This window comes from Salaquimonas pukyongi, from assembly GCF_001953055.1.
GTDB classification, from domain to species: Bacteria; Pseudomonadota; Alphaproteobacteria; order Rhizobiales; family Rhizobiaceae; genus Salaquimonas; species Salaquimonas pukyongi.
Map to the genome: position 1 here is coordinate 2,678,942 of NZ_CP019044.1, position 25,284 is coordinate 2,704,225.

At 58.6% G+C, this 25,284-nt stretch carries 30 protein-coding genes and 1 pseudogene; 7 read left to right on the forward strand and 24 right to left on the reverse strand.

Translation table 11 applies throughout. The annotated features are described in order from the left end of the window. Nucleotides 1-100 precede the first annotated feature (100 nt). The 11 genes and pseudogenes from ftsH to tolQ all read right to left on the reverse strand — a co-directional run bounded on the left by ftsH (nucleotide 101) and on the right by tolQ (nucleotide 10,670). A complete protein-coding gene (ftsH, locus tag BVL55_RS12790; RefSeq protein ID WP_075997224.1) occupies nucleotides 101-2,038 on the reverse strand; it encodes an ATP-dependent zinc metalloprotease FtsH in 1,938 nt (645 codons plus the stop codon). A gap of 223 nt (nucleotides 2,039-2,261) precedes the next feature. Next, nucleotides 2,262-2,741 (reverse strand): hypothetical protein, encoded by a 480-nt coding sequence (locus BVL55_RS12795; RefSeq protein ID WP_156892546.1) that lies wholly within the window; start codon nucleotides 2,739-2,741, stop codon nucleotides 2,262-2,264. Further along, entirely contained in the window at nucleotides 2,738-3,703 is a 966-nt protein-coding gene (gene tilS / locus BVL55_RS12800) for a tRNA lysidine(34) synthetase TilS (protein ID WP_075997226.1), read from the reverse strand. Before tilS ends, BVL55_RS12795 begins: the two co-directional genes overlap by 4 nt. 36 nt (nucleotides 3,704-3,739) lie before the next feature. Continuing rightward, nucleotides 3,740-4,822: a tol-pal system protein YbgF gene (ybgF, locus tag BVL55_RS12805; protein ID WP_083649530.1), complete on the reverse strand. Its 1,083-nt coding sequence runs from the start codon at nucleotides 4,820-4,822 to the stop codon at nucleotides 3,740-3,742. A gap of 171 nt (nucleotides 4,823-4,993) precedes the next feature. Further along, on the reverse strand, nucleotides 4,994-5,587 hold the full coding sequence (locus tag BVL55_RS12810; protein ID WP_075997227.1) for a hypothetical protein: 594 nt from the start codon (nucleotides 5,585-5,587) through the stop codon (nucleotides 4,994-4,996). Nucleotides 5,588-5,686: 99 nt separating this feature from the next. Continuing rightward, a complete protein-coding gene (locus BVL55_RS12815; RefSeq protein ID WP_075997228.1) occupies nucleotides 5,687-6,109 on the reverse strand; it encodes a PaaI family thioesterase in 423 nt (140 codons plus the stop codon). A 109-nt stretch (nucleotides 6,110-6,218) separates the two neighbouring features. Beyond that, on the reverse strand, nucleotides 6,219-6,719 hold the full coding sequence (pal, locus tag BVL55_RS12820) for a peptidoglycan-associated lipoprotein Pal (protein WP_075997229.1): 501 nt from the start codon (nucleotides 6,717-6,719) through the stop codon (nucleotides 6,219-6,221). Between the two features lie 239 nt (nucleotides 6,720-6,958). Then, nucleotides 6,959-8,277, reverse strand: a pseudogene (gene tolB, locus BVL55_RS12825) (Tol-Pal system beta propeller repeat protein TolB). A gap of 127 nt (nucleotides 8,278-8,404) precedes the next feature. Continuing rightward, nucleotides 8,405-9,427: a hypothetical protein gene (locus BVL55_RS12830; RefSeq protein WP_428977260.1), complete on the reverse strand. Its 1,023-nt coding sequence runs from the start codon at nucleotides 9,425-9,427 to the stop codon at nucleotides 8,405-8,407. A 10-nt stretch (nucleotides 9,428-9,437) separates the two neighbouring features. Next, entirely contained in the window at nucleotides 9,438-9,866 is a 429-nt protein-coding gene (tolR, locus tag BVL55_RS12835; protein WP_075997230.1) for a protein TolR, read from the reverse strand. A 48-nt stretch (nucleotides 9,867-9,914) separates the two neighbouring features. After that, nucleotides 9,915-10,670 (reverse strand): protein TolQ, encoded by a 756-nt coding sequence (gene tolQ, locus BVL55_RS12840; RefSeq protein ID WP_075997231.1) that lies wholly within the window; start codon nucleotides 10,668-10,670, stop codon nucleotides 9,915-9,917. A 237-nt stretch (nucleotides 10,671-10,907) separates the two neighbouring features. Between tolQ and BVL55_RS12845 the strand changes: the two genes are divergently transcribed. The 3 genes from BVL55_RS12845 (at nucleotide 10,908) to BVL55_RS12855 (ending at nucleotide 12,800) form a co-directional block, all read left to right on the forward strand. Continuing rightward, nucleotides 10,908-11,522: a LysE family translocator gene (locus BVL55_RS12845; protein ID WP_075998149.1), complete on the forward strand. Its 615-nt coding sequence runs from the start codon at nucleotides 10,908-10,910 to the stop codon at nucleotides 11,520-11,522. Further along, nucleotides 11,519-11,824, forward strand: a complete 306-nt coding sequence (locus BVL55_RS12850) for a DnaJ family domain-containing protein (protein ID WP_075997232.1) — start codon at nucleotides 11,519-11,521, stop codon at nucleotides 11,822-11,824. Before BVL55_RS12845 ends, BVL55_RS12850 begins: the two co-directional genes overlap by 4 nt. Nucleotides 11,825-11,921: 97 nt before the next feature. Continuing rightward, complete coding sequence (locus tag BVL55_RS12855; RefSeq protein ID WP_075997233.1) at nucleotides 11,922-12,800, forward strand: hypothetical protein; 879 nt, start codon at nucleotides 11,922-11,924, stop codon at nucleotides 12,798-12,800. A 46-nt stretch (nucleotides 12,801-12,846) separates the two neighbouring features. On the opposite strand, the gene BVL55_RS12860 is transcribed toward BVL55_RS12855, so the two are convergent. Then, nucleotides 12,847-14,472, reverse strand: a complete 1,626-nt coding sequence (locus BVL55_RS12860) for an arylsulfatase (protein WP_075997234.1) — start codon at nucleotides 14,470-14,472, stop codon at nucleotides 12,847-12,849. Nucleotides 14,473-14,506: 34 nt separating this feature from the next. After that, nucleotides 14,507-14,959 (reverse strand): redox-sensitive transcriptional activator SoxR, encoded by a 453-nt coding sequence (gene soxR / locus BVL55_RS12865; RefSeq protein WP_075997235.1) that lies wholly within the window; start codon nucleotides 14,957-14,959, stop codon nucleotides 14,507-14,509. A gap of 157 nt (nucleotides 14,960-15,116) precedes the next feature. On the opposite strand from soxR, the gene BVL55_RS12870 reads away from it, so the two are divergent. Then, on the forward strand, nucleotides 15,117-15,503 hold the full coding sequence (locus BVL55_RS12870; RefSeq protein ID WP_075997236.1) for a VOC family protein: 387 nt from the start codon (nucleotides 15,117-15,119) through the stop codon (nucleotides 15,501-15,503). Nucleotides 15,504-15,522: 19 nt separating this feature from the next. Here BVL55_RS12870 and BVL55_RS12875 read toward each other — a convergent pair whose 3' ends face one another. Then, nucleotides 15,523-16,101 carry a YbgC/FadM family acyl-CoA thioesterase gene (locus BVL55_RS12875; RefSeq protein ID WP_280161409.1) on the reverse strand — a complete coding sequence of 193 codons (579 nt, stop codon included), beginning with the start codon at nucleotides 16,099-16,101 and terminating at the stop codon, nucleotides 15,523-15,525. A gap of 55 nt (nucleotides 16,102-16,156) precedes the next feature. On the opposite strand from BVL55_RS12875, the gene BVL55_RS12880 reads away from it, so the two are divergent. After that, nucleotides 16,157-17,290 carry an MOSC domain-containing protein gene (locus BVL55_RS12880; RefSeq protein WP_075997237.1) on the forward strand — a complete coding sequence of 378 codons (1,134 nt, stop codon included), beginning with the start codon at nucleotides 16,157-16,159 and terminating at the stop codon, nucleotides 17,288-17,290. A 13-nt stretch (nucleotides 17,291-17,303) separates the two neighbouring features. On the opposite strand, the gene ruvB is transcribed toward BVL55_RS12880, so the two are convergent. From ruvB to ruvC, 8 genes are all read right to left on the reverse strand, one after another. Continuing rightward, nucleotides 17,304-18,371 carry a Holliday junction branch migration DNA helicase RuvB gene (gene ruvB / locus BVL55_RS12885; RefSeq protein ID WP_075997238.1) on the reverse strand — a complete coding sequence of 356 codons (1,068 nt, stop codon included), beginning with the start codon at nucleotides 18,369-18,371 and terminating at the stop codon, nucleotides 17,304-17,306. After that, entirely contained in the window at nucleotides 18,368-18,742 is a 375-nt protein-coding gene (locus tag BVL55_RS12890) for a type II toxin-antitoxin system VapC family toxin (RefSeq protein WP_162841509.1), read from the reverse strand. Before BVL55_RS12890 ends, ruvB begins: the two co-directional genes overlap by 4 nt. Before the next feature lie 23 nt (nucleotides 18,743-18,765). Continuing rightward, entirely contained in the window at nucleotides 18,766-19,050 is a 285-nt protein-coding gene (locus tag BVL55_RS12895; protein WP_075997240.1) for an AbrB/MazE/SpoVT family DNA-binding domain-containing protein, read from the reverse strand. A gap of 83 nt (nucleotides 19,051-19,133) precedes the next feature. Further along, on the reverse strand, nucleotides 19,134-19,751 hold the full coding sequence (ruvA, locus tag BVL55_RS12900) for a Holliday junction branch migration protein RuvA (protein WP_075997241.1): 618 nt from the start codon (nucleotides 19,749-19,751) through the stop codon (nucleotides 19,134-19,136). Next, nucleotides 19,748-20,161 (reverse strand): type II toxin-antitoxin system VapC family toxin, encoded by a 414-nt coding sequence (locus tag BVL55_RS12905; RefSeq protein ID WP_075997242.1) that lies wholly within the window; start codon nucleotides 20,159-20,161, stop codon nucleotides 19,748-19,750. Before BVL55_RS12905 ends, ruvA begins: the two co-directional genes overlap by 4 nt. Then, nucleotides 20,145-20,441 (reverse strand): AbrB/MazE/SpoVT family DNA-binding domain-containing protein, encoded by a 297-nt coding sequence (locus BVL55_RS16285; RefSeq protein WP_083649532.1) that lies wholly within the window; start codon nucleotides 20,439-20,441, stop codon nucleotides 20,145-20,147. The genes BVL55_RS12905 and BVL55_RS16285 overlap by 17 nt, the downstream gene beginning before the upstream one ends. A gap of 84 nt (nucleotides 20,442-20,525) precedes the next feature. Beyond that, the gene (locus BVL55_RS12915; protein WP_075997243.1) at nucleotides 20,526-21,416 is read right to left on the reverse strand and encodes a heme-dependent oxidative N-demethylase family protein; all 891 of its coding nucleotides are present in this window, start codon (nucleotides 21,414-21,416) and stop codon (nucleotides 20,526-20,528) included. 18 nt (nucleotides 21,417-21,434) lie between these two features. Next, the gene (gene ruvC, locus BVL55_RS12920; RefSeq protein ID WP_075997244.1) at nucleotides 21,435-21,947 is read right to left on the reverse strand and encodes a crossover junction endodeoxyribonuclease RuvC; all 513 of its coding nucleotides are present in this window, start codon (nucleotides 21,945-21,947) and stop codon (nucleotides 21,435-21,437) included. Between the two features lie 137 nt (nucleotides 21,948-22,084). Between ruvC and BVL55_RS12925 the strand changes: the two genes are divergently transcribed. Then, the gene (locus BVL55_RS12925) at nucleotides 22,085-22,849 is read left to right on the forward strand and encodes a sulfite exporter TauE/SafE family protein (protein WP_083649533.1); all 765 of its coding nucleotides are present in this window, start codon (nucleotides 22,085-22,087) and stop codon (nucleotides 22,847-22,849) included. A 22-nt stretch (nucleotides 22,850-22,871) separates the two neighbouring features. Here BVL55_RS12925 and BVL55_RS12930 read toward each other — a convergent pair whose 3' ends face one another. Both BVL55_RS12930 and BVL55_RS12935 read right to left on the reverse strand, forming a co-directional pair. Then, complete coding sequence (locus BVL55_RS12930) at nucleotides 22,872-23,786, reverse strand: DMT family transporter (RefSeq protein ID WP_075997245.1); 915 nt, start codon at nucleotides 23,784-23,786, stop codon at nucleotides 22,872-22,874. A gap of 11 nt (nucleotides 23,787-23,797) precedes the next feature. Then, on the reverse strand, nucleotides 23,798-24,553 hold the full coding sequence (locus BVL55_RS12935) for a YebC/PmpR family DNA-binding transcriptional regulator (RefSeq protein WP_075997246.1): 756 nt from the start codon (nucleotides 24,551-24,553) through the stop codon (nucleotides 23,798-23,800). A gap of 193 nt (nucleotides 24,554-24,746) precedes the next feature. On the opposite strand from BVL55_RS12935, the gene BVL55_RS12940 reads away from it, so the two are divergent. Then, nucleotides 24,747-25,250 (forward strand): GFA family protein, encoded by a 504-nt coding sequence (locus BVL55_RS12940; protein ID WP_075997247.1) that lies wholly within the window; start codon nucleotides 24,747-24,749, stop codon nucleotides 25,248-25,250. Nucleotides 25,251-25,284 lie beyond the last annotated feature (34 nt).

Sequence of the window (25,284 nt, forward strand, 5' to 3'; positions counted from 1 at the left end):
GACAAGGTTAACGCTGCGGAAAACAAAAAAAACGCCCATTCCCGATAAAAAAGGGGCCGAAGCCCCTCTTTGATCTCAAATCCCGAACATATAATCAGGCTTATTGCGGCTGCGGCTCCAGATCGCCGGCTTCATCGCCACCTTTTGATCCACGTCCGCGGGACTTCTTCTTTCCGGTCGACGGCACCGCACCGCCGCGCGCAGGCGGCGTGTCGTCGCCCTGGTCACGGCGTGGCGGCTTGCCCGAAAGCAGATCGGCAATCTCTTCACCTGACAGCGTTTCGTATTCCAAAAGCCCCTGCGAGAGCGTTTCCCAGTCCTTTTTCTTCTTCTTCAGGATTTTCGTCGCAACGTCATAGGCCTCGTCGATCAGGCGGCGGATTTCCGCATCGATCGTCTGAGCCGTTGCTTCCGAAACGTTCTTGGACTGGGCCACGGAATGGCCGAGGAAAACTTCCTGCTGGTTTTCACCATAAGATACCTGACCGAGTTTGTCGGAAAAGCCCCATTGGGTCACCATCGCGCGCGCAAGCTTGGTTGCCTGCTCGATATCGGATGCCGCACCCGATGTGATGTTTTCCTTGCCAAACTTCAGTTCCTCGGCAACGCGCCCGCCCATCATGATGGCAAGCCGGGACACCATCCACTTGTAGCTCATGGAATAGCGGTCGCCTTCCGGCAATTGCATGACCATTCCAAGCGCCCGTCCACGGGGGATGATGGTCGCCTTGTGCACCGGATCAGCCGACGGCACGTTGAGCGCGACAATGGCATGCCCGGCCTCGTGATAGGCCGTCAGTTCCTTTTCCTGCTGGGTCATGGCGGTCGACTTGCGCTCCGCCCCCATCATCACCTTGTCCTTGGCGTCTTCAAATTCCGCCATGGTGACAAGGCGTTTGTTGCGCCGTGCGGCAAGAAGCGCCGCCTCGTTGACCAGGTTCATCAGATCAGCGCCGGAAAAGCCCGGTGTGCCGCGTGCCAGCACGCGCAGGTCGACATTCGGTGCCAGCGGCACCTTGCGGGCATGCACCTGCAGGATTTTCTCGCGCCCGTTGACATCCGGATTGGGAACCGTGACCTCACGGTCAAAGCGGCCGGGCCGCAGCAGCGCCGGATCAAGCACATCGGGCCGGTTGGTCGCAGCGATCAGGATTATGCCTTCATTGGCTTCAAAGCCGTCCATTTCGACCAGCAGCTGGTTGAGCGTTTGTTCACGCTCGTCATTACCGCCGCCAAGGCCGGCACCGCGATGGCGGCCCACCGCGTCGATCTCGTCAATAAAGATGATGCAAGGCGCATTCTTCTTGGCCTGCTCGAACATGTCGCGCACCCGGCTGGCCCCGACACCGACAAACATCTCAACGAAGTCGGAGCCCGAAATCGTGAAGAACGGCACATTGGCTTCCCCGGCAATGGCGCGGGCAAGCAGCGTCTTGCCGGTTCCCGGCGGGCCGACAAGCAGCACGCCATGGGGAATTTTTGCCCCCAGGCGCTGAAACTTCTGCGGACTGCGAAGGAACTCGACAATTTCCTCCAGATCCTGTTTTGCCTCATCGACACCGGCGACATCCTCGAAAGTCACCCTGCCCTGTGCCTCGTTCAGCAGTTTGGCCTTGGATTTTCCAAAGCCCATCGCCTTACCGGATGACCCCTGCATCTGGCGCATGAAGAATATCCATACGCCAAGAATGATGAACATCGGCAGCCAGGTCACCAGGAATGAGCCGAGCGCAGAACCTTCAGACGGCGGCGCAGCGTTGATCTGCACGCCCTTTTCCTCAAGTTTCGGCACCAGATTGGGGTCTTCCGGGGCATAGGTTTCAAAACGGCCGGAATTGTCGGTGTAGGTACCGACAATCTGCTGTCCGGAAATGGTCACCGAGCGCACTTTGCCCTCGCTGACCTCCTGCATGAATTGCGAATACGCCACATCGCGCGAATTGGTGCGCTGCTGCGGACTTTGAAACAGGTTGAAGAGCGCAATCAGCAAGACTGCGATAATGGCCCACAGGGCGAGATTTCTGAAATTCGAGTTCATGTTGCTTTCCGTAACCCGCTGCGAAGCTCACTCTCCGCGCGGCAGCCAATCGGTATCTGCATTCAAAATAGGTAGGAATTGCCGCAAAGCCAAGGCGACGGCGAACAATTTACCGTTTGCGGGCACGGAAATCATCCAATTCGTCGCGCTATGGTGAATATGACGCAGCATGCAGGCGCCATTTCGCGTTAATTGACGGCTCGGCACTGATACCAGAGGTGGCCTAAGGCTGAAGGCTGGCAGAGGCATAGCTGTCCAGCGAACGCACCCAGTCCCTAAGCGCCACATCGGTTTCAGGGCAGAAATGCTCGATTGCCACCGGAGCCAGCCGCACTTCCAGACCCCGCGGCAGGTTACCGCTCTCCACCAGGGGCAGGCGCGGCAGGGCGTGATCGGTCTCCTGGGTGTGAACCACCGGCGTCGACAGCAGTGCACGGCGCAGGGCAACCTTATAGCGTCCGCCGCGAACGGCTTCATATTCCGCGATCTGCTGGCGGTCTGCCGGTTCGATAAAGATCGTCGCCGCAGTCCCGTTGGAAATATGCAGCCGACCATCCCACAACGCCGCTTCTCCCGGTTCCAGCAGGAGTGAACCGAGATTGCGCTTTTCGCGCATGAACACAAGATGGCTGGCCGAACGGTGCGGCTTGGCCCCTTTTTCGGCCTTGGCCCGGCAGCCGATGACCGCACCGCCCAAAGTCACCGCAGGATCCCTGCCCCTGGCCGAACCGCCCTGAAACCGGCAATCATCTCACGCACCGGCGCAAGCCGGCGCCTTGAAACCAGATGGCTTTGCCCGCCTGCAACCGCAATCATCACCTGAATGGCAAGTTGAAACACCGGATGATCCAGCAAGCCGTCATCTGCCGGCAGCGCCAGCCTGAATACCGGCCCAGGTTCTGCAACCGAATGGTCTTTCAGATATCGTGCAGCAGCTTCCGCCTGGCATTTTCTCAGCCGCGACGACAATTTGCCAAGCCGCAACAACTGCCCGCCAAGCTTACCATCTTCTTCCAGCATCCGCCGCACACGCACGCGTTCATAGGTTTCATCGAAGTTGGAAGGATCCTCGATCCACGGCTGCGCCATGTCTGAAAGCATTGCACGCAGGCTTTTCCGGCTGAAGTCCAAAAGCGGCCGCACGATGCTCGTGCCGCTCAGCAACGTGGTCTCCCGCGCCATGGCGGAAAGGCCACGGCCGTCGCCAGCGTTCCCGGATGTGCCGTCCGCCGACCGCACCGCCCGCATGAACACCGTTTCAGCCTGATCGTCCCGGGTGTGCCCTGTCAGGACACAGCCTGCACCGATGTCCTGGGCAAAATCGTCAAGCAGCGTGTAGCGCGACAGCCGGGCGGCCTCCTGAATACCGAAAACCGGCTTGGCGCCATCCCAGGCAAGCGTCAGATGGGGAACCCCCATCGCCGCACATATGCCGGCAACGAAGGCTGCTTCTGCAGCAGCCTCGGGCCGCAATCCGTGGTCGATGGTCACAGCGTGCAGATCGGCGCCATGCTTTCGCGCCCAGACATGGGCAAATTGCAACAGCGCCATGGAGTCGCTGCCGCCGGAGACAGCGGCGATCACCGGTGCATCCGTGGACACGCCTTCAAACAGTCCGTCAGAATAGGCTGCCAGGTCAGAATTGGAAAGAATGGGAACGGTCACGGCATTTCGCGGTTTGAGGAACGGATCATTCGTTTCCTACCCGTTCTTGCACTTTGCGGCCTGCTGTTCAATTGCCACGCGCTTGCGTACCGCATTCGACATTTGCGGATATTTTTTTGGCACTTCCGCATAGGTGGCGCAGGCAAGTTCACGCTGCTCCAGGCCTGCAAGCGAAACGCCGAGCTTCAACAGGTTCTGTGCTGCCAGCGGAGCCTGCGGATAGGCCTTGTGGTTTTCCAGGAAAATCCGCGCCGCCTCGTCATACTTGCCTTGTGAAAAAAGACTCTCGCCAAGCCAGAACGCCGCATCGGAAGTTTTGTCGTCGCCGTCGAAATCCGACATGAACGAACGAAAGACCATTTCTGCCTGTGCGTATTCCCCGGCCTGTACATACTGATAGCCGAGGTTGAACCGTTCGTCCGGCGTTGCGGGAAGTGCCTGCGGCGCCAGCGAACTTTGCTGGCCCGGCTGTGTCAGATCGACCGGCTTGCCAACATTGGTATCAACCAGATTACCGTCGGCATCGAATGTCAGCGTGCCAAGGGAAGCGGGCGGCTCGCCCAGAGCCGGAGCAGCATCGCTGTTTTCCTCAATGAGGTCGGTAAGCGATTTACGCGTGCCAGATCCGTCTGATTCTCCGTTACCGGCAGCAGAATCAGACGGTTTGGACTTTCCCAGGCTGTTTTCCTCCGCACTGGCACCGCCCGAAGCATCGCTGCGGTCTTCCAGCTCCTGAAAGCGGAATTCGTTGTCTTCCTGCATCTTGCGAAGCTGTTCCTGCAATTGCAGCAGCTGAAAGTTCATTTCCTCGACCTGGCCGTTGAGCACCCGGACCTGTTCTTCAAGCTGGTTGATGCGGAAAGCAGCATCAGAAGCCTGCGCCGTAACGATGGGATTTGCCTGACCCGAAGGATTGCCCGCCGAAACCCCGGGAACCGGATTTTCATACCCTGCTGCGCCGGCCTTTTCACCGCCGCGCACGTCAAGGCCCTGCAACAGGCCGGCAAGCGGTTTTCCGCTATATCCCGGTTTGCCATCCTGACTGGCGGCGAAAGCCGGTCCCGGCAAGGCAAGGGCAGCAAGCACGGCAGCCGCCTTCAAGCTCGATGATCGTTTCATAAAGTGTCCCTCAATGTTTCAACTGGCCGGTGCTGGGTCCGGCACCGGAAATCTGCACGGCTTGGTGCGTTCACACAATAGCGTCAAAGACGACGGAAATTTGTTGTCCTCTTGGCAAATTCCGGGCAGGCCGGATTGCCGCACAACATGATCTGCGCGCCGCAACCTGTCTCAACGGCAGAGCCGCGCGGTGATCTCGCAATTAACCTGATTGGTGCCGTTGTCCAGGTAATAACAGGCAGGCGGCGAAGTGGTCACACCGGGGCCTCCGATCTGAGCACCAACCTTGGCCAGTGAACCAGCAAGCGCATTTGCCGCAAGATTTTGAGCCTGATCTGCTCCATTGCCGATCGCCTTTGCCCGGTAGCTATAGCACGTGCCGCCGGCAACCGGCGGCTGCGGCAATACCGGCTGCACAGGCTGGATCGGAGTGACAGGCTGGACCGGATTTTGTGGCGGCACCGGCACGGGCGGCGCAGTGCAGAAGGAGGCCTGCACCGTACAACGCGCCCGGCTGCCTGTGGCAGCTGCGGGAACACAGGCCGCATTGTTGTAGTCGGCACGCCTGGCAGCCTGGCTTCCGGCGCTGCGCCGTATTGCCTGCCGGGCTTGCTGGCGCGCCATGAAGGTTGCGATCTGCACATTGGGGCCGATGGCCGTTTCTTCAACCACCGCACAGGCGGCATATGCGTTTTGGCTTGTGAACAATCCGGCGGCGGCAAGACTTGCAAAGGCAAATGCCTTTGCCCCGGTTCTGGTAAGCATGACTGATATCCTCCCGATTGGCTCTGCCCCAGCGGTTACACGCATCTTGCAAAACTATCGCCCAGCGCCAGTGGCCAGTCAAATACCGCACAGAGCCTTTCAGGTTTTAACGAGGATCGACATGGTTGCCTGCATCTTGGCAATCAGACTTGTCCCGTCTGCCCGCAACTCGCCCTCGCAGACCGTCAGCCGCTTGCCTGCCTTCAGCACCTGGCCGGAAGCTGAAAAGCGCTTGCCCTTCGCCGGGCGGAGAAAATTGACCTTGAATTCCACCGTCAGCACTTCGGCGCCTGCCGGCGCCAGGCTGAGCGCCGCATAGCCACAGGCACTGTCGAGAATGCTCGTGCCCACACCGGCATGGATAAAGCCGTGCTGTTGCAAAAGCCCTTCATGATGCCCGTATTCGATGCAAACCATGCCGGGTTCGACAGCCGTGATCGTGCCGCCGAGGGTTGTCATGAAGCTCTGACGGGCAAAGCTCTCGTGTACCGTTTCGGCAAAATCCGGGTTTTCGGGTTTCATCACCGCGCAAATTCCCTGCAAAAGGTTCAAGATCGTGGATCATCAACGAAAAAGGCCGGCTGAAAATACCGGCCTTTCCAGGATCAAATCTTCCCAGCTTTGCTGGAGGTCAGCCGGAAGGTGCTGCCAGAACCGTGACCGCCCGGCGGTTCTGCGACCAGCAGGAAATATCGTTACACACGGCAACCGGACGTTCCTTGCCGTAGGAGATCGTCTGGATGCGGCTGCGTGGAACACCCCGTGCAACCAGATAGTCCCGCGTGGCAGCGGCGCGGCGTGCGCCCAGCGCGATGTTGTATTCGCGCGTACCGCGTTCGTCGGCATGGCCTTCAACGGTAACCGGATAGTTTGTATAACGGCCAAGCCATTGTGCCTGTTTGTCCAGGGTAGCGCGGGCCGCCGCGGTAAGCGAGGAAGAATCGGTTTCAAAGAAAACCCGGTCGCCAACATTGACGGTAAAGTCCTGCTGGGAACCTGGTGCGGCATTGTTGAGCCCCAGGCCGCCTGCATTGTCAGGCAGCGGCTTCTTCGATGCACAGCCTGCCAGTGCAAGGCCCACGGCCAGAACAATAAGTGCAGGCGATTTCAGTAGCGAACGTGCTTGCGGCATCGTTCCTTACTCCTTTAGCAATTCTGTTCACCCCTCAATAACCATGAAACGGTTAAGCCCGCTTCAAGGAGCATGGTGAATGTTCGGTTAAACGTTTCGCCGCCCTTCCCGTGACGCTTTCGCGTCACACTCAGTGCAGCACGCCCGACGGCCTTGTTGGCCGTGTGCTGCCTGACTGAAGGGTGAAAACCACGTAAAAGCGGCAAAAGCGCGGCGTTCCTTGCTGCGATGGGCAATCGTCAGTTCAAAAGCGGCGACCAGGCCGGATCGGAAGCGAAATTGGGTGTGGGAATCTGGCGTTCGTTATAGCCGGTGATGTCTACCGAAAACAGTTTCGGGCCACCATTCTCGCCCGGGCTGTCGCGGAAGAACATGATCACCCTGCCATTCGGCGACCAGGTTGGTCCTTCATTGTGAAACCCTTCGGTGAGGATACGTTCGCCCGAACCATCCGGTTTCATCACGCCAATCAGGAACTTGCCGCCTTGTTGTTTGGTGAACGCGATCAGATCCCCCCGCGGTGACCACACCGGTGTTGAATAACTGCCGGTGCCGAAGGAGATGCGTTGCGGGTTGGAGCCATCAGCCCCCATCACATAGAGCTGCTGACGCCCGCCACGGTCGGATTCAAACACAATGCGCGCGCCGTCCGGAGAATAGGAAGGGCTGGTGTCGATGGCATTTGAGTTGGTCAGCCGCGTGGTCGAGCGCGACTGCAGATCCATTGCGTATATGTTGGATATGCCGTCATTGTTGAGGCTCATGATTACCTTCTGGCCATCGGGGAAAACCGCGGCGAAAAGGTCATGCCGGGAAAATTTCCCACCACATCATACTGTCCGGTCTCGATCTGGCGCAGATAAACCTTCGGATTGCCGCCTGCGAACGACATGTAGGTGATTTCCTGTCGGGTCGGAGAAAACCGCGGCGTCAAAACCAGATCATCGCCCTTGGAAAGATAGCGCAGATTGGCGCCATCCTGATCCATGATGGCCAGCCGTTTCACGCGTTTCTGCTTCGGTCCCGATTCATCGACAAATACGATACGAGTGTCGAAATATCCCTCTTCGCCCGTGAGCTCCTTGTAGATCGCATCGGCAATGATATGAGCAAGCCGCCGCTTGTTGTTGGCTCCGGTGAAATATTGCTGGCCGATCATCTGTTCGGCGCCGAACACGTCCCAAAGGCGGAATTCGGCCTTCAGACGCCCGTCAGCCTCGGTCGAAACGGCGCCAGTCACGAGCGCCTGGGCATTAATCACCCGCCAGTCCTCGAATTTCGGAATCTGGTTGTGATCGGCAAGCTGCTGGATGAAGGCAGCCTTCTCGATCGGCTTGAACAGGCCGGAGTTTCTCAGATCCGCCTCGATGATCGACGCAATCTCCGGCCCCAATTGTCCGCCGAAATCGGTAATCGCAATCGGCAGCGGTTCAATCGTCCCCTTGTTGATGTCGATTACCACCCGCGCCTGTCCGGGCAGGGTTGCCGCCAACAGTGCGGACAGCATGAACAGTGAGGCAATTAGCGCGCGCAGAATAAGCGAAATCCCTCGCGCCATTTCTCCGGCGCTGTCAGCTGCAAGCGGCTGCAGCTCTGTTTTGCTGATGTGGTTTGAAAAACGCATACTCGTTTCCTTTTCCCTTTTCCGGTTTGACCCGGTTAAAACATCTCAGCCGCGCTGAAGTTCACCACCACTTCCGCCCAGGTATCATACTTCTCCGTGGGCAACGAATATGGCGCACATTTTTGCACGGCGCGTCTCGCACTGCCCGCAAAGGCCCGCCGCGCACCGCTTTCCCCCCGCTTGCCTGGACGTCCGGACGGCCCTCGATGTTGCCATCCGGAGTTAGGCGGATCGTTACCGTCACCCGCATGTCTTCGGCATCTGCAAGGCCGGCCGGCACAGACCAGCACTGTTCGATGGCCGCCCTCAACGCATCCAGCTCGCTGGCGGATAGTTTGCCGCTTTTCGATGGCTTGCTGGTTCCCAGCGATGCTTGCTGGTCCGACGTTTTTGCGCCCGAAGAGGCCGGTTCCTGCTTGTTGAGCAGTGAGGCGATCTCATCCGTCACCGACTCCTCCTTCTTGTCGGAGGACGCACTCCTGGTGCTGGCGGGTTTGTCCGGTTTCTTGCGTTGCGTGGTTTCCGCTGTTTTCGGCTTTGGCGGCTCGGGCCGTTTGATGGGAACAGCTGCAACATCCTGAAGTGAGGCAAATTGCTCGCTGCTTTCGGCAGGGGCTGCTTCCTCAACAGGCGTTTCTTCGGTTATCGGCACCGCAGGATCGTTCAGCGCTGACATCTCTGTCGTGGGCGCAGGCGTATCCTCCGGCGCTGGCGGCACTTCCTCGATTTCAGGAGCAGGGGTCGGCTTGGGTGCGGGCGGCGGCGTCTCGGCTTTTGCCGTCTCCACCGGCTGTTCTGCAGGCTTTGCTTCCGGCTGCGACTTCAGGTCGTTCTGGCTTTCCCCGATGTTTTCGGCATTTTCGACCACATCGGGCCGTTGCGTCGGTTTGGGAGCAGGCGTTTCGCTCAGATCGGCCTTTTTGTCTCCTTCGACGGACTGGGTAAATTCCTCAATGGGCACGATATCAATGGGCAATGCCTCCACATCGGCGACCTCCAGCGGCGCAGGCGCAGAAAAGCTCAACAGTCCCCAGGCGAGGACCGCTGCATGAGCCGTACTGGAAAGCGCTACCCCGAATTTCACCTGAGGTGTCCTATTGTTCGGTTTGTTCCTGCAGCGTCACCATGGCGAGCCGCTTGTAACCGGCCTGCGAAATCAGACCCATCACGCGCATGACATTGCCATAGGCTGCTGCCCGGTCTCCACGCACATAGATGCGCTCCTCATAACCGTTGCGGGCAATGGCGCCGAGTTTGGCTACGAGCTCATTCATGGGAATTTCGGTTTCCTGGAGATAGACCTGACCGGCCTCGTTGACCGAGATGGTGATCGGCTGGGTCTCTGAGTTAAGCTGATTGGCGCGCGTCTCAGGCAAATCGATCGGCACCCCGACCGTCAGCAGCGGCGCGGCCACCATGAAGATGATCAGGAGTACCAGCATCACATCGACAAACGGCGTGACGTTGATCTCGTTGATCGGCTTGTGCCGGTTGTGGCGTCTATGGCGTCTTGAATTCCGCATCACGCATTCTTTACATGTTCAGCAATCTTCGCGTTCCGGCGGACAGGGTCAGCCCTGCCGTCCGGTTCTCTCATCAATCTGCCGCGAAAGTATGGCGGAGAATTCATCGGCAAAGCCCTCCAGCCGGGCAGCGATCTTGGCCACGTCATTCGAAAGCTTGTTGTAGGCAACCAGCGCTGGAATGGCCGCCAGCAGGCCGAGGGCGGTGGCCATTAGCGCTTCGGCAATGCCAGGCGCGACCACGGCAAGGTTGGTCGATTTCGACCCGGCAATTGCCTGAAACGAGGTCATGATACCGATCACCGTGCCGAACAGGCCGACATAAACGGCAACCGAACCCACCGACGCAAGAAATCCAAGCCGGCGCTCAAGCCGGTCGATCTCGCGGGCAAGCGAAACATCCATCACTTTTTCAATGCGCGCCTGAAGGCCGATCGGCGAGCTTGCGCCGCGCTCATAGCTTTTCTTCCACTCCCGCATGGCGGAAACGAACAGGGCGCCCATTCCCGTCGGGGTGCGGTCGGCAAGAGACCGGTATAGTTCTTCCAGGGAGCGCCCGGACCAGAACACTTCCTCGAAGCGGTCGAGTTGCTTGCGCGTGCGGGCATAAAGGATGACCTTGTCAACGATGATCGCCCAGGTCCAGATTGATGCCGCCAGCAGACCGATCATTACCAGTTTGACGATCAGGCCGGCCTGCAGAAACAGGCCAAGCAGGGTAACATCCCCTGCTGCTTCCAGCCCGCCCGATTCGACTCCCTGTGCAAATGCCGCCGCGACGGCAAGAATTGATATCCCGTTCATGGGAACTACCCCGTGCGCTGATTGGGTTTTGGAGAATCGCAACGGGCAGGCCCGTCACCCGCCCCGTTTGCTCTGCGTCCCAAAGCCCCAAAAAAATGGTCAAAGGAAGGCATGCCGGAAATGCCCTTCATTCATGGCGCATTAATGATGGATTAAGGTAAAGGAAGGGTTAGGATAACGTGGCGGAAACATGGCAAAACCGCCCTTGCCCGAAAACGGACCTGTATGAGGCTGCTAATGCTTAATCCCGAATTTCTGCTCACCTCGCTGGTCGTGGTGCTGCTGCCTGGTGCCGGCGTACTCTATACGCTCGCCATTGGTTTGGGGCGCGGCTTCATCCCCTCCGTCGCGGCAGCTTTCGGCTGTACGCTCGGCATCCTGCCATCGGCGCTTGCCGGCATTATCGGTCTTGCCGCGATTCTGCACACGAGCGCCCTGGCATTCCAGATTATCAAATATCTCGGCGTCCTGTATCTGCTCTATATGGCCTGGAACATCACCCGCAGCGGCGGCGCGCTGGACCTTAAGGAGAACGCAGCCCCTTCCCCGCTGTGGCGCATCGCTGTCAACGGCATACTGATCAACATACTCAATCCGAAGCTCTCGCTTTTCTTCCTTGCCTTCCTGCCGCAATTCATCGAGGCGGGAAGCAACTCACCCACCCTCGATATGGTGCTGCTGGCAGCAATCTTCATGGCAATGACCTTTGTGGTCTTTGTTGGATATGGAGCCTTTGCATCCCTTGCCCGGGACTTCGTCATCTCGAGGCCTGCCGTGATGACCTGGATGAAACGCTCTTTTGCCGCTGCTTTCGGCTTTCTCGGCCTGCGGCTTGCTCTGGCGGAACGATGAATTTTCACCGCATTGCCGACCAATTGATTGAAAACGCCATGGAGCGGGGCGTCTTCGAAAATCTGCCCGGCCAGGGAAACCCCTTGCCACCAGCTCCGCTGGGCGATCCTATCGAGGCTTTCGGCTTTCAGCTGATGGCAAAGACCGGCGCCATTCCCGCCGAAGTGCAGCTCAAGAAGGAAATCCTGCGTCAGACAGAACACCTGCGAACCATGCCTTCAGGGCGCCTGAAACTGGAAGCCATGCAAACTCTGGCGAACCTGCAGATGCGCCTTGCCATGATGCTGGAAGGCCGCCGCTGAGCGACAACGAAATGACCGGCGTGTGACTTGTCTGCCGTATTTTGCTATCCTCCTTAAGGGCAGGCAATATGGGGGCAGGCAATTGGCGTGAGGGGCCATGCAGGCGATCTTCAATCAATTCCAGACCGGCGCCGGGCGGTATCGGGACGATCCGGTACACACCTACCGCAACAATCCGGCCTACAAGATCAATCAGCGCATCCTTGCGAGCATCGTCGGCGCCATAGCCATATTGCTGCCTTTCGTACTGATGGCGGGCTTCGCGTTTTTCGATGCCTGCTTCTACCAGTCGATCAGCCATTTTTATTATTCGCGGTTATTCGGCGATGTCTTCGTGGTGTCACTGGCCGTCATCGCCACCTTTCTGATCGCCTATCGTGGCACCAACCCTTCCGAAAGCAGATTGGCCACCGCTGCCGGGCTTGCAACTTTCGGCGTTGCACTGTTTCCGACCACCGGTGCCGGCTGCACCATATCAACGGTCGCTGGCCGGGCTTTCGCCAGGATGGACCTTGGCGAGGCTACAGTTACCCGGTTCTTCCTGCCGCAAGAGGGTGGCATTCCGGCATTTGAACTTTTCGGATGGTCGGGCCATCTGCATTATTTTGCCGCTTCGGTGCTGTTCGCCTTCCTTGCCTGGTATTCGCTCTTCGTATTCACCCGCGTTGAAAGGAAGGACCGCAAGGGCGGCAGCGGAAAACTCACCGAAACCAAGAAACTGCGCAATACGATCTATCTCACCTCCGGAACGGTGATTCTGGTTTCCATCGCCATGCTGTTTGCTTCCTTCCTGCTGGAGAGGTTCAACGGCATCACCATTTCCGGCGGGCTCCTCGATTACTGGACGTTTGTTTTTGAAGCGCTGGCCTTGTGGGCCTTCGGCATTGCCTGGATCACCAAGGGGCGGGTCTGGAACCGCTACCTGATGGAGAAAGCCGAAATCCGAGAACTGCAGAAGATGGGGAAGGTAGAATAAAGCCTCAGACGCAGAGTGCGGCCCTTGGCCCAGGCTGTATCCACATCTAGCCCTCTGCATTATCCAACTGCCATGCTTCCAGCAGGATCGGCAGCGCTACATCCCAGTCCATGACGCCGGTTTTGTCGGCCCAGCCTTGATATTGCGCCAGCAGATCGGCTTCCACCGGCTGGTTGTTTCCGGCCAGATCGTTTAGCTCGGTGCGGTCTTTCTCCATGTCGTAGAGTTCCCAGTTTCCACCGTGCTTTCTGACCAGCTTGAACTGGCCGCTGCGAATGGCGCAATTGCCTTCATGTTCAAAGAAGATCGGCTGCTCACGGCTCCATTCCTTGCCCGCCAGCAGGGGGAGGAAGGATTCGCCCTGCAGTTTCTGGATCGCATGCCCGCCCAATTCCGACAGAGGCGGCGCACCGGTCGCTTCCAGTATTGTTGGCAGCACATCGACCACATGGGCGGCCTCATGGGATACCGAAGGTGCGGCAATACGCGCCGGCCAATGGGCGATGAACGGCGTCGATATGCCCCCTTCGTGCACATAGTGCTTGAACAGCCGGAAAGGTGCATTCGACACATTGGCCCAGGGCTTGTCATAGCTTTGATAGGTCAAGGCCCCGCCGGGCCTTAAACCGGGAATGTTGCCCATGGTGATCCGGCGCCCGTCATGGGTTTCGTCCGGAAAGAACTTCGCCCAGCCATCCTCGGCCATGAATTCGGCGCACCCGCCATTGTCGGACAAAAACAGGATCAGGGTGTTTTCATACTGCCCCAGGCGTTTGAGCGCCTGGACAAACCTTCCGATCGACTGGTCCATCCGGTCGACCATGGCCGCATAGGCCGCCATCTTGCTTGCTTCCCAGTCGCTGTGTTCGATTGTCTGCCAGGGCGGCACCTCGCTGTCGCGCGGCGATATCTGCCAGTTCTTTTGCAGCAGCTGCCGGCCGTTCATCTCTTCATGCCGCGCGGTGCGGATCGCATCCCACCCGGCGCTGTAGACACCGTCGTAACGGGCTATATCCTCTTGCGGTGCATGCAGCGGCCAATGGGGTGCCGCATGGGCCAGATAGAGGAAGAACGGTTTTTCTTCGCCTGACGCCTCTTCCACCATGCCGATAGCCTTGTCGGTGATCGCATCGGTAAAATAAAAGTCGTCGGGGAAAACCTCGACGCGGGAATCGTTCTCCAGCATGTAGTGCGGCGAGAAGAAATTCGTCACCCCGTCGACAATGCCGTAAAACCGGTCAAAGCCGCGCTGGCGCGGCGTGGGATGATCGACATCACCTACCCGCCAGGAGTCGACTTCCCGAGCCATGAAATCGCCGGCCACATGCCATTTGCCTGCCATCAGCGTGCGGTAGCCCGATTCGCGCAACACTTCGGCAATCGTCGCGCTGTCATTGCGAAGAAAGCCCTGATAGGCCGGGCTGCCCAGATTGGCCCCCATATGGCCGACGCCCGCATTGTGCGGATAAAGCCCGGTCAGAAGCGAGGCGCGGGTCGGGCAGCAGCGGGCACAATTATACATCGACGTCATCAGCACACCGCCTCGTGCCAGCGCGTCGATGTTGGGTGTGCGAATTTCCGATCCCATGATGCCGAGATCGGCGAACCCCATGTCGTCAACCAGAATCAGAACCACATTGGGTCTTGCCTTGCCTGCCTCTTGCCGCTGCATCTTGTCCTCCCGTTTTGCGGCAATCGGAGCGCAATCAGTCCTGCCCGTCAATCCCCGCTTTATAAACCAGCACCGGACCGGTCCCGGATTTTGCAGCAGCATCGCCGGGATTATAAAGTTTGCAGGTATCCATTGAGAGGCAGCCACACCCGATGCAGCCGTCAAGCCGGTCGCGCAGCCGTTCCATCATCGCAATGCGGTGGTTGAGTTCCTCGCGGATCGCCTTGCCCATTCTTGCCCAGTCCCGCTTGGTGGGCGGGCGCTGGTGGGGCAATCCGGCGAGCATGGCCTTGATCTGATCGAGGGTAAAGCCAAGTCCCTGAACGGCAATGATGAAGGACAGCTTGCGGATTTCACTGCGCAGGAAACGCCGCTGGCGGCCTTCGCTGCGCAGCGCCTGTATCAGCCCCTCATTTTCGTAGTAACGCACCGCCGAAACACTCAGGCCGGTCCGGGCAGCCACTTCACCGATTGACAGATCGAGCATTCATCCAACCCCTCCATGCGTGTGCCCATACCGCCCTGCCCTTGCTGCCGGCGGGAAAGGCCGGAAACTTTTTGGCACATCGCGAAATTTCCCTTGATCTAAAGTTAGCTTTAGAAATTACACTGTCAAGCATCTCATCAAAACCGGAGCGACGAACATGACATCTGCCACCCTTGAACATGCAAACATCACCGTTAGCGATTCCCGCAAAACCGCCGCATGGCTGTCCCGTGTTTTCGGCTGGCACATCCGCTGGGAAGGCCCCTCAAAGGATGAAGGATTTACGGTTCACGTCGGCAATGACGATGTTTATCTGGCCGTCTATACAGCACCTGAAGCCCGCAAGGGCGCACCCGGCGCCCGCACGGCCATTGGCGGCCTCAACCATGTGGGAATCGTCGTCAATGACCTGGCTGAAGCTGAAAAGCGCGTGATCACTGAAGGGTTTAAACCGCACAACCACGCAGAATACGAACCCGGTCGTCGCTTTTATTTCGACGACAATGACGGCATCGAATATGAAGTGGTGAATTATGACGGGTAAAGCGTGGGGCCGAATTGCATCAGCCTCCCAGCTTCTCCCGCAGATCGTCAGGGAACCGCTTTGCACCACCGCCGTGGTGAATGAAGGCAACCTCTACATCGGCACCGCACAGTAGCGTTTCGGTGCCGTCTGCCTCGCGTCGCAAAACCTCCTGGCGCAGAAAGGAGCGCGCACCCGTCAGCTTGTTGCGGATTGTCCTGACGGTCAGAAGATCGTCGATGCGCGCCGGCGGGCCAAACTGCAGATTCATCCGGTGGATCGCAAAGGCCGATTTGTCCGCTTCCAGATCGGTATGGAAGACCCGCAGATGCCGCAGCCATTCGGTGCGCGAGCGCTCCATGTATTTCAGGTAATTGGAGTGATAGACAACGCCGGAAAAATCCGTGTCCTCATAATAGACCCGCACTTCCATTTCATGACCCAACCCGCGCTCATCGTCGATCAGCCGGTTGGCAAGTTCCGCCTTTTCGCGGGCGGAAACGGTTTTGGAGGCATTTGTCATTGACTTTGAAGCCGCTCTCGTGTCGCCATCTTCCAGATTTCTGCCCTGCCGGGCAAACATCGCGCCGTAGATGCCATGTTGGGGTTGGCCTGCCAAGCCCCATCCCGCGGGAGCGCAGCTTCTACCGGCACGCGTTATTTTGGGAAGATCAATGCAGCTCGCTCAGATTTACCGCTATCCGGTCAAGGCACTTCCCGGCGAGCGGCTGGACAAGGTCAGCCTGACTGCCGCAGAAGGCCTGCCCCACGACCGGCGCTTTGCACTGACCAATATGAGCGAACCGGCACCGGACGGAGAATGGATGCCCTGCCGCTCCTTTTTCATCAACGCGTTGCATGATGGCCTGGCGCAGTTTTCCCAAACCTTCGATGAGGCATCCGGCAAACTGACAATTGCCTCGCACCAGGGCAGCGCAGTTTCCTTCACCGCCGGCGATGGGGAAAGCCAGACACGCGCCAATGCGTCAATCCCGGCGCTGCTTGAGCCGCTCCAGCCGGAAACCTCCATACCGCCCATGATTGCCGAAAGGCGTCAGGTGCCGGGAGCCCATTCAGGCTTTTGGGATTTCACCGACAGCGCCCTGTCGATCATCAATCTGGCGTCGGTGGACATGCTGTCAAAGGCCATGGGTGTTGAACTCGACCCGCGCCGCTTCCGCGGCAATTTGCTGATCGACGGCCTGGCACCGTGGGAGGAATTCAGCTGGCTGGGAAAACGGATTTCGATTGGCGAAGCTGAACTGGAAATCATCCGCCCCGCTCAGCGCTGCCCCGCAACTTCAGTCAATCCCGAAACCGCCCTTCGCGACCTGAAAGTCCCCGACTGCCTGCAGACCCATTTCGGACACGCGTTTTTGGGCATGTATGCCCAAGTGACAAAGGGCGGATTGATCGCGCCGGGCGAAAGCATCAACATTTCTGGAGCAGCGCACATGCCCCCGGACCAGGCAGCAGCCGAAGGACCCGACTACCGGCTATGGCCGAGGATGGCGGAGGTTGTGGATATCAGCTCTCACGGGGAGCATGCCGAAGAAGCTGGGTGTTTGATGAGCCTGCGCCCGGCCGGACCCTGGCTTTTGCCGGAGGCCAGGCCCGGCCAGCGGCTGCGCATTCATCTGGGGCCTGATCTCTACACCGCCGCCGAAATATCAGACCACCGCGATCATACCACCGTCCTGCATGTCACCCCTTCGCAAACCGGCGATCGGGCTACGGCGCATTTGCTGGAGCAGGCCAAGACTGGCGACCGGCTGGTGGTGACCGGGCCGTTTGGCCGGCCGGGCTAAGCTGCATTGACACTCAGGTTTCGGACCCCTCATCAAACAACCCTATTTGCGCTGCTGTCATGTTGGCGGGCGCCGTCAGGCCAAGATGTTTCCATGCCCTGGATGTGAGGATACGCCCGCGCGGGGTGCGCTGGATAAAGCCCTGCTGGATCAGATAAGGTTCGATGATGTCCTCGATGGCATCACGCGGCTCTGACAGGGCGGCGGCAATCGTCTCGATGCCCACCGGCCCGCCACCGAAGTTCCTGGCGATCTGGTTGAGATAGCGCGCATCGAGCTGGTCAAGGCCCATGGCATCGACTTCAAGCCGTGTCAGCGCCTCGTCTGCCACTTTCGCATCGACCATTTCAGCGCCCGCGACATTGGCAAAATCGCGCACCCGGCGCAAAAGCCGGCCGGCAATCCGCGGGGTTCCCCGTGAGCGGCGGGCGATCTCCGTTGCGCCATCGGCTGATAGTGGCAGGCTCATGATCCTGGCGCCCCGGGTGACGATCTGCTCAAGCTCGCCAACCTCGTAAAAATTAAGCCGAACCGGAATACCGAACCGGTCGCGCAGGGGGGTCGTCAGCAGGCCGAGCCGGGTCGTCGCCGCCACGAGCGTGAACTTCGCCAGATCGATCTTCACCGAGCGGGCCGCGGGCCCTTCTCCGATGATCAGATCGAGCTGATAGTCCTCCATCGCGGGATAGAGAATTTCCTCCACCGCGGGGTTCAACCGGTGGATTTCATCGATAAACAGCACATCGCGCTCTTCCAGATTGGTCAGCAGAGCGGCAAGGTCGCCCGCCTTGGCAATCACCGGGCCCGATGTGGCGCGGAAGTTGACCCCCAATTCCCTGGCCATGATCTGCGCCAGTGTCGTCTTGCCAAGTCCCGGCGGGCCGACAAACAGCACATGATCGAGCGCTTCGCCGCGCTGTTTGGCGGCCTCGATGAACACTTTCAGGTTTTCCCGTGCCTGCTTCTGGCCGGTAAAATCGTCGAGCGATTGCGGCCGCAGCGACAGATCGATGTCGGCTGCTGCATCCTCGCCGCGCTTTTCACCATGGATGATGCGCCCGGAGGCATCCTGCTCGCTCATTCAAGAAGCTCCATGCCGGGTACCGATCGTGCGGCGCGTTTGTCGAAGGTATAAATACTGGAACATCCTGCTGCTTTTGCCGACAAGACGACAAGATTGTCGGCAATATCTCCTGAAGAATCGGGGTTTGCTGTCAGCAATCGGAACAATTCATCACCGTGCTCGAACAAGATGCCGGCAGATGAAAGTACTGTTCTCAAAAGTGCACAAACCACTTTTTGCGGATAACGCAACCGGCGGCGCAGAACCCATACGGTTTCGGCCGTCACGACGCCCGGAACAAAAACCGGATCCGACGGGCTGGCCGCCTGCATGAGCTTCCTCGCGAGCATCGATTGTTGCAGGTTCTCGTCCTCGACGAAAAAGCGCAACAATACATTGGTGTCCACAGCCTTCATGAATTGCGCTCACGCCATTCCCGCAATATGCGTTCATCGTCGGCAGCAACCGCTTCACCGATTGCATCGTCAATCTGTTCCAACGTAAGACTTTCCCCGGAAGGTGGCTTCCCAAGAATGCCAGCCAGATCACCGATCTTCACATTTTTGGGAAAGAGTACATAGTGCCCGTTCATCAGAACAAACTCCACATGGTCGCCGGGCTTCAACCCATGCCGATCCCGTATTTCCTTGGGCAGGGTGATCTGCCCCTTGTCAGTGATTTTTGCCCTCGCACCCATTATCCACCTTATCAAAATTCCTTACTTATTGTTAAACTCCTTACTTTTTAACATAGTAAGAAATCTTCACCAAGGCAAGAAAATCACCCTGCCAGTTCCTTCAGCCCAAGCCGGATCAGGTATGCGCTGTCGGCATCCTCACCAGCATCCTTCAGTGCCCGTGCTACTGCGCCGGAAGCCTGTTGCGGGGAATAGCCCAGATTGGTGAGCGCGGAGACGGCGTCAGCGACGTTGGAAGAGGCATGGCCGGACCCGATATCAGCCTGCAGACCGATTTCAGCGGCGGCAGTGCCTGAATAGGCCGGCGCCTTGTCCTTTAATTCGGCAACAATCCGCCCGGCCACTTTCGGCCCCACACCCGGCGCACGGGCAACCATCGACTTGTCCTGCAGGGCGATGGCGGAGGCAAGATCGGATGGGGACAGCGTGGATTGAATGGCAAGCGCCACCTTCGCCCCCACCCCCTGCACGCTTTGCAGCAGGCGGAACCAGTCGCGCTCCAGATCGTCCCGAAAGCCGTACAGCCGGATCATGTCCTCGCGCACATAAGTCTCGATCGAAAGGGTCAGGGGTTCGCCCACGCCCGGCAGGCCCTGCAGCGTTCGCGATGAACAATGGGCCACATAGCCAACGCCGTTAACATCGATGATCACATGATCTTCGCCGACCGAATCGAGCATCCCGGTGAGTTTTCCGATCATGGAACTTCGCCTCCAGGCACGAGCAGTTCAACGTCCGGAAAGTAATGACGGTAAACCGCAACATCGCGAGTCAGGATGGCATATCCTGCAACCGCTGCATGCGCACCGATCAGAAAGTCTGGCAGCATTCTGCTCCGTGTACCACCGGCGCGCCGGTATCTGAAGTGCGCGATGCCGGCCTCCCGTGCCGCTTCAAACGGCAGATCAACCCGCGCAAGATTAAGATCGGAGAAGAAGCGTTGCTGATCGTCGCCATTGGCAAACTCCGGAGCAACTTCCGACCACACGACCGGATTAACGGCAGACCGGTCCGCCATGCTTTCGCTACGCATCATGGCAATGACAGCATCGGCGTGATGGGTATTGTTGATCACGTCGATGATGACGTTGGAATCAATCAGCGTCTTCACTGAAACCGCTCCGCTGTGTCTCTTTCATCGGAAGCGGGATATCCCGGTCGCGAATGAGGGCCATATATTCTTCCGTACTCAGGCCGATTCGACCTGTATCGCGAAACCGCTCGATTGCCCGGTCAAACGCCAGTTCTTTTGCAGTCTTGTCTTCCGTCTTGCGCTCCAGCCGCACCGCATCGCTTTCCTCCACAAACTCGACTTCACTGCCCGGCCCAATGCCGAGGCGCTCGCGAATATGCTTTGGAATCGTAACCTGACCCTTTTCGGTTACGCGCATGGCAGTGCTCCGTACAAAGTAATACCTGCTTGGTATTACTTTCACAGAGAATAGAACAAGTCAAGAACAAACAACGTTGCCTTGTTACAAGACAGCGCTCGTTTCCCCAGCCAAGAGCCGGATTTCACCGATCAACCGGTCACGGCTTTCCGTGAGCCCCTTATAGGCAAGCTGCGCCGCATCAAGCTGCTCAAGGGAAGTGATGAACCCCTGGCAAATCCGGTCACGCTCCGGATGATTTCCAAGCGCTTCGAACGGGTCTACATCAATCCGTGTGGTAAAGAGAATGTCGCCGCTTTGCGGCAGTTTGCGCAGGGTCTGATATTCCGTCCGCAAAAAGATACCGGCATCAAAATCGCGCTTTTTGAGATGCTCGGCCGTCCGGTCATCATGAAACAATTCATCATCGGAATAGACCGACCAGTTCATCCGCCGCACCGGCTGTTCGACAACCAACTGATCGAAGATACGCTCGATCAGCATGGCATTGCGCGTGCCGGCAGCAAAGCCAGGTACCGGCGCATGAACATCCGCAATCACCTTGCCGAATTTCTCCATCAGCGACCAGGAGGAGGGAAAACACAGCGAAGCTGCCGCCAGCCGCCAGCCGACATCGCCCTTTCGCATCAGCACCAGATCTTCCTGTACCAGTTTCGATGCCGTTTGCAGCGGGGGCTCGTCTTCCAAAAGAAAAACCGTGTGGGTCCCGGCGCGAACCTCATTATCGCTGATAATGTGCGTATCGCGGTGATGCTCGCTCAAATGATCAAGCAACAGCGAAAGCACTTCCACCTGGGCTGGCTGTGTATCGCTTTCGGCTGCAAACACCTTGCCGGGATAGCGCTCACGCAACCGGGCCTTTTCATCAAGATAGGCATCAAGCTGATCGTCGACTTCCAGCCACTGCGCAAGATCGAGCGGCGCAAGCCCGATGCGAAACAGCGGATGGGAACCATCGTAGGGGGTATGCTTCATGAAATGCTTCGACCGAAATTACAGCGCTGCGACCCGGCGCGCCAGTGCCGCCGCACCGCGATTATTGGCATGGCAGATGGCGATTGCCAATGCATCCGCGGCATCATCGCTGTCAAAGTGCGCCTTTGGAAGCAGCGTGGAGACCATCATGCGAATTTGCCGCTTGTCGCCATGGCCGGTGCCGATCACCGTTTTCTTGACGGCATTCGGCGCATATTCTGAAACCGGCAGGCCTGCCAAGGCCGGCACCAGCATGGCTACGCCCCGCGCCTGCCCCAGTTTCAGCGTGGCAGAGGCATCGCGATTGACAAAGGTCGCCTCCACCGCCGCTTCCTGCGGCAGATAGGTGTGCAAGGCGGAGGACAGTCCGTCATGCAATTGGCAAAGTCTGGAAGCAAGCGCCAGCTTGGCATCGGATTTTACCGTGCCGGCAGCGACAAACCGCAGCGATGAACCCGTTACGTCAATAATGCCCCAGCCGGTGAACCGAAGCCCCGGATCAATGCCGGCAATGCGAATCGTTTCCGTCATTCGTGCACTTTAGCCCCTTTAAGCTCATCCTGCATCGAAAATGTGAACAAAACAGAAACAACCAATCGCCATCTGGCCACAGATTTCCTGCCTGTTTGGGCATGTTGCTTCGCGCCGTACCTGCCTACTGATGTCGTATGATGGCGCAATTGGCCGATCTTTATGCGTATTACGGTTACCAGATCATCCTGGCGGCCTGTCTGATTGCCGGTCTGGTTCGCGGCTTTTCCGGCTTTGGCACATCGATGATCCTCATGCCGGTCATTGCCGCCATTTATTCACCGCAGACAGCGGTTGTACTGGTGTTTTTGATCGACGCCACGGTTGCATTGCCGGTCGTCATTCCCGAGTTCCGGCGGGTTGAATGGAGAAGCCTGCTTCCCGGCTTTGCCGGTTTCCTGGTCATTCTGCCCGTCGGCCTTGCCGTGCTGAAATTCGGCGATCCTGTTGCCCTGCGCTGGGCACTGGCCTTTCTGATTTCCCTTTCAGTAGCCATTTTGTGGTCCGGCTGGCGCTATGAAGGCCCCCGAAGCCGAACGGTCGAAGTTCTTGTCGGCGGCGTTGCCGGCTTTACAGGCGGCGCTTGCGGCCTGCCCGGTCCGCCCGCAATCGTCTACTGGATGGCGGCTCGGCTGAAGGCTGCCATCGTGCGGGCAAACACCATGGTATTCCTCTACCTGACCGATTGCGCGCTGGGCCTGGGCCTCTTCCTGTCTGGCATTCTCACCGTGGACGGGCTGATCAAGGGGGCCGGCGCCATGCCCTTCTATCTTGCCGGGCTGCTTATCGGTGCCCGGCTTTTCGGCAGGTCGGGCGAGATTGCCTATCGCCGTGTTGCCTTCATCATCATCCTTGCAGCCGCCATCACCTCCCTGCCGGCCTTTGACACTGTGCTGCGCTAGATGTGGAGTCTCATAAGGTTGTTCACGCCGCCTCCCCGGCATCTGGCAGTTTGCCCGCCGGCTGAACCAGCGAAAGCCCCACAAGCATCAGCGCAACTGCCAGCCAGACCCAGGGCGAATAGCTCTCGCCTAAAAACACAATCGAATTGGTAATGCCGGCCAGCGTCACCACGTAGGAAATCTGCGCTGTAAACACCACACCCGCAAATCCCACCAGCCAGATATAGCCCGTATAGGCAACAAGGTGGGCAATCGCCGTTCCCAGCATCGCCCATTCAGGTGCCTGCCATGGTTTGAAAAGATCGATCCACTGTCCGCTTACAACCGTCAGCGGCGTTATGAAAACAAGTCCGATGACCGACGCTCCCCAAAGCGCAGCAAGCGGATTCAGCCGCCGCGGCGCCTGCATGGCAACGTAATTGCCTTCAATGCCGTAACAAAATGGCGCAATCAGCGCGACGAACACCCAGATCGCGAGCCCCGCTGCGGGCAGGCTTGCCTCCGGCAATGCAATCAGCAGCATGGCGGAGACGCCAAGCACGATACCCAGCGAGCGCGACAGGCGGAACCGTTCATTGCCCAGCAATAGCGCGATGATAAGCGAGAACATCGGAACGGTCGTGATGACCACCGCCATGATGCCAGCCGGCAACCGCGCCGCCGCCAGATAGCCGAACGAATTGGGCAGCACAGTGCCGATCAGCGCGATGCCGGTATAAAAAACCAGATGGCGCCGGTCGATCGGCACCGCGATCCGCTTTGCCGCAATAACCGCCCCCAGCAGCACAACCGCATAGAAAAACTGCCAGAAGATGAGGCCAAAAGGCTGATAACCGGTGGAAACGGCAACCTTTGTAAGCGGCTGCGTGGCACCCCAGGCACAGCCGAAAACCAGCAGGGCGGCAAAGGCAAGCAGTGTGCGGGAACGCTCAGGCATCCTGCCAACGGTCACGCGGACAGCTTTTCCATCTCCTCATCGGAAATGTCGAAATTGGCAAACACGTTCTGGACGTCGTCATCTTCCTCCAGCGCCCCTACCAGCTTCATAAGCGTGCCGGCCTTTTCACCGTCAACAGGCGTCAGGTTCTGCGGCTTCCAGATGAGATTGACCGATTCGGCCTCGCCCAGGCTTTCCTCCAGCGCTTTGGAAACGTCGCCGACATCTTCGAAAGCACACAGAATGGTGTGGCCTTCCTCCTCATCGCTTTCCACATCCTCGGCGCCAGCCTCGATCGCCGCCTCCATCACCGCGTCCTCGGACCCGGCAGAAAAGGGATATTTGATCTCGCCCTTGCGGTCGAACATAAAGGAGACCGAGCCGGTTTCACCAAGCGCCCCGCCAAACTTGGTAAAGGCTGCCCGCACATTGGAAGCTGAACGGTTGAGATTGTCGGTCAGGCACTCCACGATGACGGCAACGCCGCCGGGCCCGTACCCTTCATAGCGAATCTCCTTGTAGTCCTCGCCGTCACCGCCCGCACCCTTGTTCATGGCCCGCTGGATGTTGTCCTTGGGCATGGACTGGCCCTTGGCGTTCTGGATCGCCAGACGCAGACGCGGGTTCATGTCCGGGTCGGTCACACCGCCGCCCATTTTCACCGCCACGGTGATTTCCTTCGACAGGCGCGAAAACAGTTTCGAGCGGGCGGCATCCGCACGCCCTTTCTTGTGCATGATGTTCTTGAATTTCGAATGGCCGGCCACGGCGCACCTCACAGACCTTGATTACACAACTCAGGTTTGCTGGAACGCGAAAAACCTGATTTGGGGGACAAAAGCTGTCCGCAGAACCGTTGTCACGTTTTGCCTGAAAGCTCAAACGGTCCACGATGAAAAACCGCGGCGCTTATAAACGCCAAACCCGTTCCGCGTCCAGACAACAACAGGAAGAAGACAATTGGCCGGCTCACAATCCCTTCCACCCCTGCCCTGGCACGGCGGCTGCCAGTGCGGACAGGTGCGTTACACCCTCACGGACTTTCCCCTGACTCTCTACGCATGCCATTGCACCGAGTGCCAGAAACAGTCCGCCAGCATGCACGGTCTTTCCCTGCTGTCGCGGCGCAATGCGCTTGAACTCACCGGAGACCTGAAAATCTGGGCGCGGCAGACCGACTCGGGAAACACCACCAATTGCCATTTCTGCCCGCAATGTGGCACCCGGGTTTTCCACCAGGGTACCCACCGCAAAGACCCCGAGGCCGTGGTCAGCATCAAGGGCGGCTCGCTCGACAACATCCGCCTTCTGGAGTCTGTCGGTCACATCTGGCTGAAATCGGCCCAGGCAGGCTTCCGGGCCGATCCGCAAGCCTTGCGTTTTGAGGGGCAACCGGAGAGCTACGAGCCGCTTCACCAGGCTTTTGCCAGCCGGTACCGGCAGGCCATGCCGGATGACGGTTGAAAACTATCTGACATTTTGTCCATACTCGGAGGCC

Bases quoted from the DNA above. Each gene is read 5' to 3' on its own strand.
- ftsH (WP_075997224.1), bottom strand. From the start codon at position 2,038: ATGAACTCGAATTTCAGAAATCTCGCCCTGTGGGCCATTATCGCAGTC.
- ybgF (WP_083649530.1), bottom strand. From the start codon at position 4,822: ATGAAACGATCATCGAGCTTGAAGGCGGCTGCCGTGCTTGCTGCCCTT.
- BVL55_RS12810 (WP_075997227.1), bottom strand. From the start codon at position 5,587: ATGCTTACCAGAACCGGGGCAAAGGCATTTGCCTTTGCAAGTCTTGCC.
- BVL55_RS12815 (WP_075997228.1), bottom strand. From the start codon at position 6,109: ATGAAACCCGAAAACCCGGATTTTGCCGAAACGGTACACGAGAGCTTT.
- pal (WP_075997229.1), bottom strand. From the start codon at position 6,719: ATGCCGCAAGCACGTTCGCTACTGAAATCGCCTGCACTTATTGTTCTG.
- tolR (WP_075997230.1), bottom strand. From the start codon at position 9,866: ATGCGGAATTCAAGACGCCATAGACGCCACAACCGGCACAAGCCGATC.
- tolQ (WP_075997231.1), bottom strand. From the start codon at position 10,670: ATGAACGGGATATCAATTCTTGCCGTCGCGGCGGCATTTGCACAGGGA.
- BVL55_RS12845 (WP_075998149.1), top strand. From the start codon at position 10,908: ATGCTTAATCCCGAATTTCTGCTCACCTCGCTGGTCGTGGTGCTGCTG.
- BVL55_RS12850 (WP_075997232.1), top strand. From the start codon at position 11,519: ATGAATTTTCACCGCATTGCCGACCAATTGATTGAAAACGCCATGGAG.
- BVL55_RS12855 (WP_075997233.1), top strand. From the start codon at position 11,922: ATGCAGGCGATCTTCAATCAATTCCAGACCGGCGCCGGGCGGTATCGG.
- BVL55_RS12860 (WP_075997234.1), bottom strand. From the start codon at position 14,472: ATGCAGCGGCAAGAGGCAGGCAAGGCAAGACCCAATGTGGTTCTGATT.
- soxR (WP_075997235.1), bottom strand. From the start codon at position 14,959: ATGCTCGATCTGTCAATCGGTGAAGTGGCTGCCCGGACCGGCCTGAGT.
- BVL55_RS12870 (WP_075997236.1), top strand. From the start codon at position 15,117: ATGACATCTGCCACCCTTGAACATGCAAACATCACCGTTAGCGATTCC.
- BVL55_RS12880 (WP_075997237.1), top strand. From the start codon at position 16,157: ATGCAGCTCGCTCAGATTTACCGCTATCCGGTCAAGGCACTTCCCGGC.
- ruvB (WP_075997238.1), bottom strand. From the start codon at position 18,371: ATGAGCGAGCAGGATGCCTCCGGGCGCATCATCCATGGTGAAAAGCGC.
- BVL55_RS12895 (WP_075997240.1), bottom strand. From the start codon at position 19,050: ATGGGTGCGAGGGCAAAAATCACTGACAAGGGGCAGATCACCCTGCCC.
- ruvA (WP_075997241.1), bottom strand. From the start codon at position 19,751: ATGATCGGAAAACTCACCGGGATGCTCGATTCGGTCGGCGAAGATCAT.
- BVL55_RS16285 (WP_083649532.1), bottom strand. From the start codon at position 20,441: ATGCGCGTAACCGAAAAGGGTCAGGTTACGATTCCAAAGCATATTCGC.
- BVL55_RS12915 (WP_075997243.1), bottom strand. From the start codon at position 21,416: ATGAAGCATACCCCCTACGATGGTTCCCATCCGCTGTTTCGCATCGGG.
- ruvC (WP_075997244.1), bottom strand. From the start codon at position 21,947: ATGACGGAAACGATTCGCATTGCCGGCATTGATCCGGGGCTTCGGTTC.
- BVL55_RS12925 (WP_083649533.1), top strand. From the start codon at position 22,085: ATGATGGCGCAATTGGCCGATCTTTATGCGTATTACGGTTACCAGATC.
- BVL55_RS12930 (WP_075997245.1), bottom strand. From the start codon at position 23,786: ATGCCTGAGCGTTCCCGCACACTGCTTGCCTTTGCCGCCCTGCTGGTT.